The organism is Kosakonia quasisacchari (assembly GCF_004331415.1).
Lineage (GTDB): Bacteria > Pseudomonadota > Gammaproteobacteria > Enterobacterales > Enterobacteriaceae > Kosakonia > Kosakonia quasisacchari.
The window spans coordinates 93,715-104,221 of the sequence record NZ_SJOP01000018.1 but is presented as its reverse complement, the minus strand read 5'-3'; the positions used below and the strand labels follow the sequence as shown (position 1 = coordinate 104,221).

The 10,507-nt window shown below is 56.0% G+C and carries 11 protein-coding genes; 3 read left to right on the top strand and 8 right to left on the bottom strand.

The genetic code is table 11. From position 1 onward, the window contains the following. Positions 1 to 114 precede the first annotated feature (114 nt). Complete coding sequence (gene fkpA, locus E0L21_RS18395) at positions 115 to 966, bottom strand: FKBP-type peptidyl-prolyl cis-trans isomerase (RefSeq protein WP_131412012.1); 852 nt, start codon at positions 964 to 966, stop codon at positions 115 to 117. A 237-nt stretch (positions 967 to 1,203) separates the two neighbouring features. On the opposite strand from fkpA, the gene E0L21_RS18390 reads away from it, so the two are divergent. Next, positions 1,204 to 1,422 (top strand): protein SlyX, encoded by a 219-nt coding sequence (locus tag E0L21_RS18390; protein ID WP_131412011.1) that lies wholly within the window; start codon positions 1,204 to 1,206, stop codon positions 1,420 to 1,422. 158 nt (positions 1,423 to 1,580) lie between these two features. Here the strand turns inward: E0L21_RS18390 and slyD are convergent, their stop codons facing one another. The 4 genes from slyD to kefG form a co-directional block, all read right to left on the bottom strand. Then, positions 1,581 to 2,168, bottom strand: a complete 588-nt coding sequence (gene slyD / locus E0L21_RS18385; protein ID WP_131412008.1) for a peptidylprolyl isomerase — start codon at positions 2,166 to 2,168, stop codon at positions 1,581 to 1,583. Positions 2,169 to 2,262: 94 nt separating this feature from the next. Beyond that, the gene (locus E0L21_RS18380) at positions 2,263 to 2,463 is read right to left on the bottom strand and encodes a YheV family putative zinc ribbon protein (RefSeq protein WP_017459891.1); all 201 of its coding nucleotides are present in this window, start codon (positions 2,461 to 2,463) and stop codon (positions 2,263 to 2,265) included. A gap of 10 nt (positions 2,464 to 2,473) precedes the next feature. Beyond that, positions 2,474 to 4,279, bottom strand: coding sequence for a glutathione-regulated potassium-efflux system protein KefB (gene kefB, locus E0L21_RS18375; RefSeq protein ID WP_131412007.1), 1,806 nt, complete (start codon positions 4,277 to 4,279; stop codon positions 2,474 to 2,476). Next, the gene (gene kefG, locus E0L21_RS18370) at positions 4,279 to 4,830 is read right to left on the bottom strand and encodes a glutathione-regulated potassium-efflux system ancillary protein KefG (RefSeq protein ID WP_131412018.1); all 552 of its coding nucleotides are present in this window, start codon (positions 4,828 to 4,830) and stop codon (positions 4,279 to 4,281) included. The genes kefB and kefG overlap by 1 nt, the downstream gene beginning before the upstream one ends. 169 nt (positions 4,831 to 4,999) lie before the next feature. Here kefG and E0L21_RS18365 point away from each other — a divergent pair, with 169 nt between their 5' ends. Further along, positions 5,000 to 6,904 (top strand): ABC transporter ATP-binding protein, encoded by a 1,905-nt coding sequence (locus E0L21_RS18365; RefSeq protein ID WP_131412005.1) that lies wholly within the window; start codon positions 5,000 to 5,002, stop codon positions 6,902 to 6,904. Between the two features lie 27 nt (positions 6,905 to 6,931). Then, entirely contained in the window at positions 6,932 to 7,876 is a 945-nt protein-coding gene (locus E0L21_RS18360; RefSeq protein WP_131412003.1) for a LysR family transcriptional regulator, read from the top strand. Here the strand turns inward: E0L21_RS18360 and mdcH are convergent. From mdcH to E0L21_RS18345, 3 genes are read right to left on the bottom strand one after another with little or no spacing between them, the layout of a single operon-like run. Further along, positions 7,860 to 8,762 (bottom strand): malonate decarboxylase subunit epsilon, encoded by a 903-nt coding sequence (mdcH, locus tag E0L21_RS18355; RefSeq protein ID WP_131412001.1) that lies wholly within the window; start codon positions 8,760 to 8,762, stop codon positions 7,860 to 7,862. The genes E0L21_RS18360 and mdcH overlap by 17 nt on opposite strands. Beyond that, entirely contained in the window at positions 8,759 to 9,379 is a 621-nt protein-coding gene (locus E0L21_RS18350) for a malonate decarboxylase holo-ACP synthase (protein WP_131411999.1), read from the bottom strand. Before E0L21_RS18350 ends, mdcH begins: the two co-directional genes overlap by 4 nt. 2 nt (positions 9,380 to 9,381) lie before the next feature. Beyond that, entirely contained in the window at positions 9,382 to 10,341 is a 960-nt protein-coding gene (locus tag E0L21_RS18345; protein WP_131411997.1) for an AEC family transporter, read from the bottom strand. Positions 10,342 to 10,507 lie beyond the last annotated feature (166 nt).

The following is a 10,507-nucleotide window of genomic DNA, read 5'->3' as shown; positions in this document are numbered from 1 at the left end:
CAAAAGGGGTTTTAATAACTAGCTCAAAGCTGAAAGCTTTCCGGAACCCCCAGCCTAGCTGGGGGTTTTCTGTGCACAAAAAAACGCCGCCCGAAGGCGGCGCTATTGCAAATTTTATTTCTTACTGGTGTCTGCGGCTTTCGCATCAGCAGCTTTATCGCCCGCTGCCGGTGCAGCTTCTGGCGCTGCGGCATCGGCTTTCGGTGCGGCTTTGATATCCAACAACTCTACGTCAAAGACCAGCGTGGAGTTAGCCGGAATACCCGGAACACCCGTTTTCCCGTAAGCCAGTGCCGGTGGGATAACCAGTTTGATCTTGCCGCCTTTCTTGATGTTTTTCAGGCCTTCGGTCCAGCCAGGAATCACACCATCAAGACGGAAAGAGAGCGGCTCGCCACGGGTGTAAGAGTTATCGAACTCTTTACCGTCGATCAGCGTACCTTTGTAGTTAACAACAACCGTATCGCTGTCTTTCGGCGCATCACCGGTACCTTCTTTCTCTACTTTGTACAGCAGACCGGTATCGGACGTTTTCACACCTTTCTCTTTAGCGAAGGTGTCACGGAAGGCTTTGCCTTTTGCTTCGTTGTCAGCAGCGTCTTTTTCCATGCGATCCTGCGCGGCAGTTTTCACACGCGTCTCAAACGCTTGCAGAGTTTGTTCAATCTCCTGGTCGCTCAGTTTGCTCTTATCAGCAAACGCGTCCTGAACACCGGCGATCAGCTGTGCTTTATCCAGTTTGATACCCAGCTTTTCCTGCTCTTTCAGAGAGTTTTCCATATAGCGGCCCAGCGAGGCACCCAGCGCATAGGCAGATTTCTGGTCGTCATTTTTAAATGCCGCTTTGCTGTCAGCTGCTGCAGCCGGCTCTTTCTTTGCAGCGGTATCGGCAGCGAAAGAGATCGGAGCGTGAAGGGCGACGGCCATCGTGGTCGCCAGCAGCGTGACTTTAAACAGTGATTTCATCCATTTCTCCAGGGGCCGGGGCATCTCGCCCCAGGGTTAAACAAAATGTAAGAGACGTACTATAAAGCGTTGCGGTGGAAATCAACATAAGGACACCACCTGAATTCACCTGTTTTCTGACTATTTTTGTTTAAATAAGTTTCTGCTTTTCTTTGCCAGAGCTGTACCTGGCGGCAAAGTTCAGTAAAATTCGCTCGTTTAACAAAAATCAGGCCGGACGCAATCCAGAGGTGAAGTATGCAAGAGTTAACAATCGAAGCGCGACTGGCGGAACTGGAAAGTCGGTTAGCTTTTCAGGAGATGACCATCGAGGACCTAAACCAGACGGTAGTTGCCCATGAGTTGGAAATGGCAAAGCTGCGCGAACATCTGCGATTAATGGCAGAAAAACTCAAAGCCAGCCAACCTTCACACATGGCATCCCCTTCAGAAGAGACGCCGCCGCCCCATTATTAAGGCGTAAAAAAAGCGGGTTTCCCCGCTCATCAATGACGCTATGGATTTCGTGTTGCAGGCAGGCGGCAAACTTGAAAATCCCCGGTAGCATAGAAAACGATGCGACCGGGGTTTAAAAGCGAAGCCAACGCCCCCTGCGGCGCGAAAAACAACGCGTATTAGTGGCAACCGCAGCCGCCATTACCGCCGCAACCACCTTTCCCGTGGTCATGACCGTGTTCGTGGCCGTGGCCACCGCAGCAACCGTCGTGATCGTGGTCGTGGTCATGATCGTGACCATGCGGACCGTGAACGTGACCATGAGCCAGTTCTTCTTCCGTTGCTTCGCGAATAGCGACAACTTCAACGTTAAATTTCAGGTTCTGGCCAGCCAGCATGTGGTTGCCGTCAACAACAACGTGTTCGTCTTCCACTTCGGTGATTTCTACCGGTACCGGGCCCTGGTCGGTTTCGGCCAGGAAGCGCATGCCAACCTGCAGCTCGTCAACGCCCATAAAGACGTCTTTCGGGACGCGCTGCACCAGGTTTTCGTCGTACTGACCGTAAGCGTCGTTCGCGCCAACAGCCACATCGAATTTGTCGCCGACTTCGTGACCGTCCAGCGCGTTTTCCAGACCAGAGATCAGGGAACCGTGACCGTGCAGGTAGTCCAGCGGCGCACTCACCGGAGACTCATCAACCAATACACCGTCTTCTGTACGTACCTGATAGGCCAGGCTGACCACCAGGTCTTTTGCTACTTTCATGATATCTCCTGAGCGTGGGAAAATTACTGGCGCAGATTGTAGCGGAATTCTGCACCTGTGTACCCTTTAGCTTAAAAAAAGCTGCCCGATCTCGCTAGTCTGGATGAAAAATCCCGATCACTTGCTCATCTTTGCGAACATGCTCGCGGGCTTCTTTATCCGCTTCGCGCATCTGGTGTCCACACTTAACACACTCAACAATATCGACATTATTCTCACGCCACATTGCCATTGAGTCCTTCGCCTGGCAGGCCGGGCAAACCGCGCCGGCGATAAAACGTTTTCGTACAGCCATTCGATCCCCCTTATTCAAACTCGTCCCAACCATCCAACTGGCGACGCTCTTGCTGCATTTCTCGCTGGAAAATCTCTTCCAGCTCGCGCCGCGCTTCGCGGACACGGGAAATTTGCATCGTATCGGTATGCACCGGCATCAGCTCGCGCAGCATACGCATATCTAAACGTTTAAAGTGCAGTTGCGCACGCTGAGCCTGATGTGGATGCACTCCCAGCGAAATAAGCGTCTTGCGCCCTAACTCCAGCGCACTGGAGAACGTCTCGCGGGAAAACTGCGTCACACCGGCTTGCAGTAGTTCATGCGCTTCCACACGCCCGCGAGCGCGCGCCAGGATTGCCAGATTCGGAAAATGCTGCTGGCAAATTTCCACCAGCTTCATGGTATCCAGCGGGTCATTACAGGTGATGACGATCGATTGCGCCGCTTCCGCGCCTGCCGAGCGCAGCAACTCCACTTGAGTTGCATCCCCGTAATAGACCTTATACCCATATTTACGCATCAAATTGACGGCGCTGATATCGCGCTCCAGCACGGTAATGCGCATCTTATTCGCCATTAACAGACGGCCAATCACCTGACCAAAACGACCAAACCCCACCACAATCACCTGGGGTTTATCGTCTTCCACCCATGGGGTTTCATCTTCATCTTCTGGGGTGTTGTAACGCCGCGAGAGCAGTTTATCCACACCGCGCATCAGCAACGGCGTAGTCATCATTGATAACGTGACGGTCACCAGCAGCAGCGCCATTTGATCATGCTGGAACAAGCGCTGGGAAGAAGCAGAGGAGAATAAGACAAACGCGAATTCACCGCCCTGACTTAACACACCGGCGAACTGCATACGCTCCGAACTGCGCAAACCGTATATCCGCGACAACCCATACAGTACCAGCGATTTTACCGCCACCAGCACCGCAACACTCAGTATCACCCATAACAGATGGGTATAGAGCACGCCGAGATTCAGCGCCATGCCTACGGAAATAAAAAACAACCCCAGCAACAGCCCTTTGAAAGGCTCAATGGCGATCTCCAGCTCGTGGCGATATTCGCTTTCGGCCAGCAACACGCCAGCGATAAAGGTTCCCAACGCCATCGATAACCCCAGCGCATCCATAAACAGCGCCGAGGCCAGCACCAGCAGCAGCGTGGCGGCGGTAAACACTTCCCGCACGCCGGAACCAGCAATAAAGCGGAACACAGGCCTCAACAAGTAACGCCCGCCAATCAACATGCCCGCGAACGCCAGCACCTTCATGCCAACCTTCATCCAGTCGAGATGCTCATCACCGTTGCCCGCCAGCAGCGGCACCAGCGCCAGCGCCGGGATCACCGCTAAATCCTGAAACAGCAGCACCGAGAATCCCAGTTGGCCGGATTCGCTGCGATTCATGCCTTTATCGCGCATCAGTTGCAACGCCATCGCGGTGGATGACATCGCCAAACCGATACCGCCAATCACCGCCGCCTGCCAGGAGAACTGCGTCAGCATCAGTAGCCCGGCGAGGATCGCCGCGCTAAGCAGCACCTGCGCCGCGCCCACGCCAAATATTGAGCGCCGCAGTTCCCAAAGCTTACGCGGGTTCAACTCCAGTCCGATGATAAACATCAGGAACACCACGCCCAGTTCGGAGAAATGGAGGATTTCATCAACGTCGCTGATAAACCCCAGCCCCCACGGGCCAATCGCGATACCCGCAAGCAAATAGCCGAGCACCGCGCCAATGCCTAAACGCGCGGCAAGAGGGACAGCGACCACCGCCGCGAAAAGAAACAACACACCGGCCAGTAAGAGCGCGGAACCTTCCATTAACGGCCTCCCGGAGACAACGGCGACGCCAGCCAGTCACCATAAGCTTTGGCGTGATTCGCCAACTCCTGCGGTGATTGCCTACGCGCCCAATACACAATAATCGGGCTTAACCAGTGCATTCGGCACATGGCGGCAGTCAGCTCAAACGGGCGCAAAATGTCATTCATGGAGTAGCGGTTAAGCCCATCGTGGCGATACGCGGCCTCCGGTTCCCCGGTAGTGACCACGCTGCGCCAATACTTTCCCGCGAGTTGGTTCCCGCCAATGCCGCTGGCAAAGCCACGACTTAACACACGGTCAAGCCACTCTTTGAGCAGCGCCGGGCAACTGTAGGTATATAGCGGATGTTGAAACACAATGACGTCATGCTCACGCAGCAACGCCTGTTCATAAGGAATATCGATAAAAAAGTCAGGGTAACGGGCATAAAGATCGTGCACCGTGACATTTTGCAGCTGCGTTGCCGGCTTAAGCAAAACCCGGTTAGCTACCGAGTCCTGTGATTCCGGATGGGCATACAGCAGCAATACTTTCGCTGTCTGCGACATCATTCCCCTCCCGGGCGTCAAACTCTGGCGAGCGGCCAGTGGGCGCTGCCAGAATGATTTTGTCTATCATCTTCATTTTGGGCTACCATTGCGGCCCCGGTGCGTCCTTTGGCCGCACTCTTACATTATCATAATGACAAATTAACATAGTCTGAACATACGGCGCCTTATGATTGTTTTCTCCTCGTTACAAATTCGTCGCGGCGTGCGTGTCCTGCTGGATAACGCCACAGCCACCATCAACCCGGGCCAGAAAGTAGGCCTGGTGGGTAAAAACGGCTGCGGCAAATCAACGCTGCTGTCGCTATTGAAAAACGAGATCGGTGCCGACGGCGGCAGCTTCACTTTTCCTGGCGCCTGGCAACTGGCATGGGTGAACCAGGAAACACCGGCGCTAAATGAAGCGGCCATAGACTATGTGATTGATGGCGATCGCGAATACCGCCAGCTTGAAGCTCAACTTAACGCCGCCAACGAACGTAACGATGGTCATGCCATTGCCACCGTGCACGGTAAACTCGACGCGATTGATGCATGGACCATTCGCTCTCGCGCGTCCAGCCTGCTGCACGGTCTGGGTTTTAGTAACGAGCAACTGGAGCGCCCGGTGAGCGACTTCTCCGGTGGCTGGCGTATGCGTTTAAACCTCGCGCAGGCGCTGATTTGCCGCTCCGACTTACTGCTGCTTGATGAACCGACCAACCACCTCGATCTCGATGCAGTGATCTGGCTGGAGAAGTGGCTGAAAAGCTACCAGGGCACGCTGATCCTGATTTCCCACGACCGTGATTTCCTCGATCCGGTAGTGGACAAAATTCTGCATATTGAGCAGCAAAGCCTGTTCGAATATACCGGTAACTACAGCTCGTTTGAGCGCCAGCGCGCCACGCGCCTTGCCCAGCAGCAGGCCACTTATGAAAGTCAGCAGCAGCGCGTTGCACACCTGCAAAGTTTTATCGACCGCTTCAAAGCGAAAGCCAGTAAAGCGAAACAGGCGCAAAGCCGCATCAAAATGCTTGAGCGCATGGAGCTGATTGCGCCAGCGCATGTCGATAACCCGTTCCACTTCAGTTTCCGCCCGCCGGAAAGCCTGCCCAACCCACTGTTAAAAATGGAAAAAGTGAGCGCAGGTTACGGCGAACGTACCATTCTGAACGCCATTAAGCTGAATCTGGTGCCGGGTTCACGCATTGGCCTGCTGGGACGTAACGGCGCGGGTAAATCCACGCTTATCAAACTGCTGGCGGGTGAACTGGCGGCGCAGAGCGGTGAAATCGGGCTGGCGAAAGGCATCAAGCTGGGTTACTTCGCCCAGCATCAACTGGAGTTTTTACGCGCTGACGAATCGCCGTTGCAGCACCTGGCGCGCCTTGCACCGCAGGAGCTGGAGCAGAAACTGCGCGACTACCTGGGCGGCTTTGGTTTCCAGGGCGATAAAGTCACCGAAATAACCGAACGCTTCTCCGGCGGCGAAAAAGCGCGTCTGGTGCTGGCGTTAATCGTCTGGCAGCGCCCAAACCTGCTGCTGCTTGATGAACCGACCAACCACCTCGATCTGGATATGCGTCAGGCGCTGACCGAAGCGCTGATTGAGTTTGAAGGCGCGTTAGTGGTCGTATCGCATGACCGCCACCTGATTCGCTCCACCACGGACGATCTCTACCTGGTGCACGACGGCAAAGTTGAGCCGTTCGAAGGCGACCTGGAAGATTACCAGCAGTGGTTAAGCGACGTGCAAAAACAGGAAAGCCAGCCGGCGGATACGGTAAAAGAGAGCGCCAACAGCGCCCAGGCGCGCAAAGATCAGAAGCGCCGTGAAGCCGAGCTGCGCACGCAAACTCAGCCGCTGCGCAAAGAGATTGCCCGGCTGGAAAAAGAGATGGAAAAGCTGAATGCGCAGTTAGCGCAAGCCGAAGAGAAGCTCGGCGACAGCGGCCTTTACGATCAGAGCCGCAAAGCGGAATTAACCACCTGTTTGCAACAGCAGGCGGCAGCAAAATCGGGCCTCGAAGAGTGCGAGATGGCCTGGCTGGACGCGCACGAGCAACTGGAAGCCATGTTGCAAGGGGAATAACACGCAACAACGGCGGCGAGAGAGCTTATGAATCTGGATATCACCAACGACATTACGTTTCGCAAGCTGGGCATCTTCATGGCCTTTATGGAAAAGGGCAATATTGCGCGCACCGCCGAAGCGCTCAATCTCAGCGGTGTCAGTGTGCACCGCGCGCTGCACACGCTGGAAGAGAATGTCCGTTGCCCGTTGTTTGCCCATAAAGGCCGTAATCTCATCCCGCTGCCTGCCGCGTGGACGCTACTGGAATATTGCCAGGAAGTGACGCAATTGATGGAGCGCGGGCTGGATGAAGCGCGTAAAACTGCCGGGGTTGGTCAGGGGCGTTTGCGCGTGGGTACGCTCTACTCCCTGACGCTGGAAACCGTCCCCCGATTGATAATGGGGATGAAATTGCGACGCCCGGACCTGGAGATAAATCTGACGATGGGCTCAAACGAAACGCTGCTGCATATGCTTGAGGAAGGCTCGCTTGACGCGATTTTGATCTCCATTTCAGAAAGCGAAATCGACCGCAACAACCTCGAAGTGCTGCCGCTGTTTCATGACGATATCTTCCTTGCCGCGCCGGCAAGCGCAACGCTTGAAACCGATACCCTTGCTGACCTGCGCGACTACCGCGCGCAAAAATTTGTCTCGCTGGCTGAAGGCTTCGCCACCTATGCCGGTTTTCAGGAAGCGTTTCATATTGCCGGTTTTGAGCCGGAAATTGTCACCCGCGTGAATGACATCTTCTCCATGCTGAGCCTGGTGCAGGCGGGCGTCGGATTTACGCTGATGCCGGGAAGGATGAAGAAAGTCTACGAAGGATCAGTGCAGATGTTGCGTCTCGCCGAGCCGTATCAAATGCAACAGTTGATCGCCATTGTCTTTTCACGCAACCGCGAGCGCGATCCCAACTTGCTGGCGCTGGCGGCGGAAGGCCGCATGTACGCCCGCAGTCTGCAAGAAAACATTACGCCTGCATCCTGAGGCGATTCGCCAGATGTACCGCCACATCCACACCGCTGCGCTCCAGCGAAATGCTTTCGCCGTTCCACGCGGCTTGCCGTGTCAGGCAGGTGAGAATACCGCCCGGCGGCATTTCAATCGCCAGTCGCGCGTCGCGTTCGTTGGCGGCAATGACCGCCTCTTGCCAGCGCACGGTGCGTGCCATATTCCACGCCAGATCGTCGGCGATTTTCTCCGGCTGCCACAACACGCGCCCGGTGCTGCCGCTCAAGTAAGCGCACTGCGGGCGGCGGAGCGTGACACCCGCAAACGCCTGCGCCAGTTTTTCAGCGGGTTTTTCCAGCAATGCACAGTGGGAAGGTACGCTGACCGCGAGCCGCTGCGCCTTGTTAGCGCCTTTTGCTAACGCCCGTTGCGCCACTCGCGCCATCGCCTCATCGCTGCCGGCGATGACAATCTGCGTTTCGGCGTTGAGGTTAGCGATATAGGCTCCGCTGCCTTCGATCAGCGTTTCCACGGTAGGCAACGTCAGCCCCATAATCGCCGTCAGCCCGTAACCGTGCGGATACGCCTGCTCCATCAAATCGCCGCGCAGCGCCACCAGGCGCAGTGCATCCTGAAAATCGAGCGCGCCGGCGACCACTGCCGCCGGATATGCACCAATCGACAGACCGCTGGTGATATCAACGCTCACGCCCCGGCGTTGTAATTCACGCGCCCAGGCCACACCGGCAATCAGCAGCGCCAGTTGTACCGCGCGGGTATGTTTTAGCGCCCCGGCAGTATCGAGCGTATCGACTTCTGCACCCAATACCTCGCGGGCTTCGTTCATTTCACTGCCCGGCAGACCTTGTAACATTCCCGGGCGTTGCGTCCCCTGCCCCGGAAAAGTAAAGATGATCTTCATGAATCCTCCCTTTGCCAGGGGTCGCTCACCAGGCACGGCCCGTGGTTGGTTTTCAGCATTACCCGCCCGTCGCGTAACCATTCAGCTAACGCAAAACCGCCGTTCGGGGTTTCCACCTGGGTATCCGCCCGGCAAAGCCCACCGCTGAGTTGCTGCTGCCAGTGGGCCAGATCGCGTGTGGGAAGCGGTTTCGGCGCGCGGATGAGTAAGTCGAGATCGCTGGTCGCATGGATAACCGGAATACCGGTCGCCAGCGCATAACCCGTGCTGCCGGTAACACCCCATGTCCACGGCCAGGTAAACTGCGCCAGTTGCAGCGCCAGTTGTACCGGCGGCTGGGAGATAAACGGCGAGCGCGGCAGTTCTTGCAGTGTGACCAGTTGTTCAGGTGAGACCACCCGGATGACCTGCTCTGGCTTCACCCACCCCGCAGCGCGTTGGTCGCGGCGCAGACCGCGCACGCCAACGGGGATGCGACCGTTTTGTTCAACATCACGCCGCACCACCACCGGTAGACCAGCGTGCCAGATCTCTGCGACCCAGGATTCGGTTACCTCTTCCAGCGCGTCTTGTGCGCGCAGCCAGAGAAGATCGTGCGGGCGTAATGTTGCGGTCATGATTACATTCCTGAAGTCAGCGTGATAAACAGCGGCAGCGACAGGATACAGAGCACGGAGCTCAGCAGCAGCACGGCTTCCGCATCCGGCGATTGCACGCCAAAGCGGTTACCAAATACCACACCGAAGAAGCCCGCAGCCAGCGCAATCATCAGGATAGCGGTGATCGCCACCGAACCATGCAAACCAAGCACCAGAACAATCCCCCACGCAATCGCCGGTTGGATCAGCAGTTTGGTGATGGTGGCAGAAATAACCATGGTGTTAATGGCCAGTTTTCGCGCCGAGAGGATCACACCCGTCAGGAACAGCGCCGCCGCCGTCGCAGCAAGGCCAAGCGGTTTGATCGATGCCAGCACCAGTTCCGGCATTTTTATGCCGATAGCGGACAGAACCACCCCGAGCAGCGGCCCCCAGACAATCGGTTTTTTCACCGAACGCCACATCAATACCGGCAGCATTGCCAGCGTAGAACCGGTGTTGTCACCCGCGGCTCGCGCTTTTTCACGCTCAAGGATCAGTAAGCAGAACGGCGTCATCAGGACTGAACCGCAGGCGATAGAAACCGCAACGGAGAGCGATGTCGACGAGCCTTCACCCAGCACGCTGCCCAAAATCGGCAAGCCGAGCGCGGCGTAGTTTGGCAGTGCGACAGTCAGCGTCAGCACCGCGGCATCCTGCGGCGATTTTTTGAAAACCGAGGTCGCCAGGAAATAAATGGCGGCATAGGTAATCCACATGGAGAGTGTCAGTACCAGAATCAGCGGCGACTGCGCGATGATCCCGGTCCACGGTGTCTGAACAGTAGCGCTAAACAGCGCCGCGGGCAGGGCAAAATCCATTACAAAGATATTCAGCAGGGAAACGTTTTTGTTGTCGACCATTTTGGCCTTTCCCGCCCAGAAACCCAGCAGCATGATGACGAATATCGGTGCGAGGGCATGAACAATTACGTAAGTCATAAATCACCTGTAAGCCTTTAAAAAGAAATCACGTCATCCTTCGCCCTGCCTGGTTGTAGGCTGCCGAGTGACTCGTCTCTGAACCTCGCCCTTATGGGGCGTCGTCCAGTGACGTTCAAATCTGTTTCTGACAGATTTGTTGTTCACCCTGGTCACTTACTTCAGT

What these genes read in the sequence shown, in the direction of transcription:
- E0L21_RS18345 (WP_131411997.1), bottom strand. Translation starts at nt 10,341, where the DNA reads ATGACTTACGTAATTGTTCATGCCCTCGCACCGATATTCGTCATCATG.
- E0L21_RS18360 (WP_131412003.1), top strand. Translation starts at nt 6,932, where the DNA reads ATGAATCTGGATATCACCAACGACATTACGTTTCGCAAGCTGGGCATC.
- E0L21_RS18390 (WP_131412011.1), top strand. Translation starts at nt 1,204, where the DNA reads ATGCAAGAGTTAACAATCGAAGCGCGACTGGCGGAACTGGAAAGTCGG.
- kefG (WP_131412018.1), bottom strand. Translation starts at nt 4,830, where the DNA reads ATGTCGCAGACAGCGAAAGTATTGCTGCTGTATGCCCATCCGGAATCA.
- E0L21_RS18380 (WP_017459891.1), bottom strand. Translation starts at nt 2,463, where the DNA reads ATGGCTGTACGAAAACGTTTTATCGCCGGCGCGGTTTGCCCGGCCTGC.
- slyD (WP_131412008.1), bottom strand. Translation starts at nt 2,168, where the DNA reads ATGAAAGTAGCAAAAGACCTGGTGGTCAGCCTGGCCTATCAGGTACGT.
- mdcH (WP_131412001.1), bottom strand. Translation starts at nt 8,762, where the DNA reads ATGAAGATCATCTTTACTTTTCCGGGGCAGGGGACGCAACGCCCGGGA.
- E0L21_RS18350 (WP_131411999.1), bottom strand. Translation starts at nt 9,379, where the DNA reads ATGACCGCAACATTACGCCCGCACGATCTTCTCTGGCTGCGCGCACAA.
- fkpA (WP_131412012.1), bottom strand. Translation starts at nt 966, where the DNA reads ATGAAATCACTGTTTAAAGTCACGCTGCTGGCGACCACGATGGCCGTC.
- kefB (WP_131412007.1), bottom strand. Translation starts at nt 4,279, where the DNA reads ATGGAAGGTTCCGCGCTCTTACTGGCCGGTGTGTTGTTTCTTTTCGCG.
- E0L21_RS18365 (WP_131412005.1), top strand. Translation starts at nt 5,000, where the DNA reads ATGATTGTTTTCTCCTCGTTACAAATTCGTCGCGGCGTGCGTGTCCTG.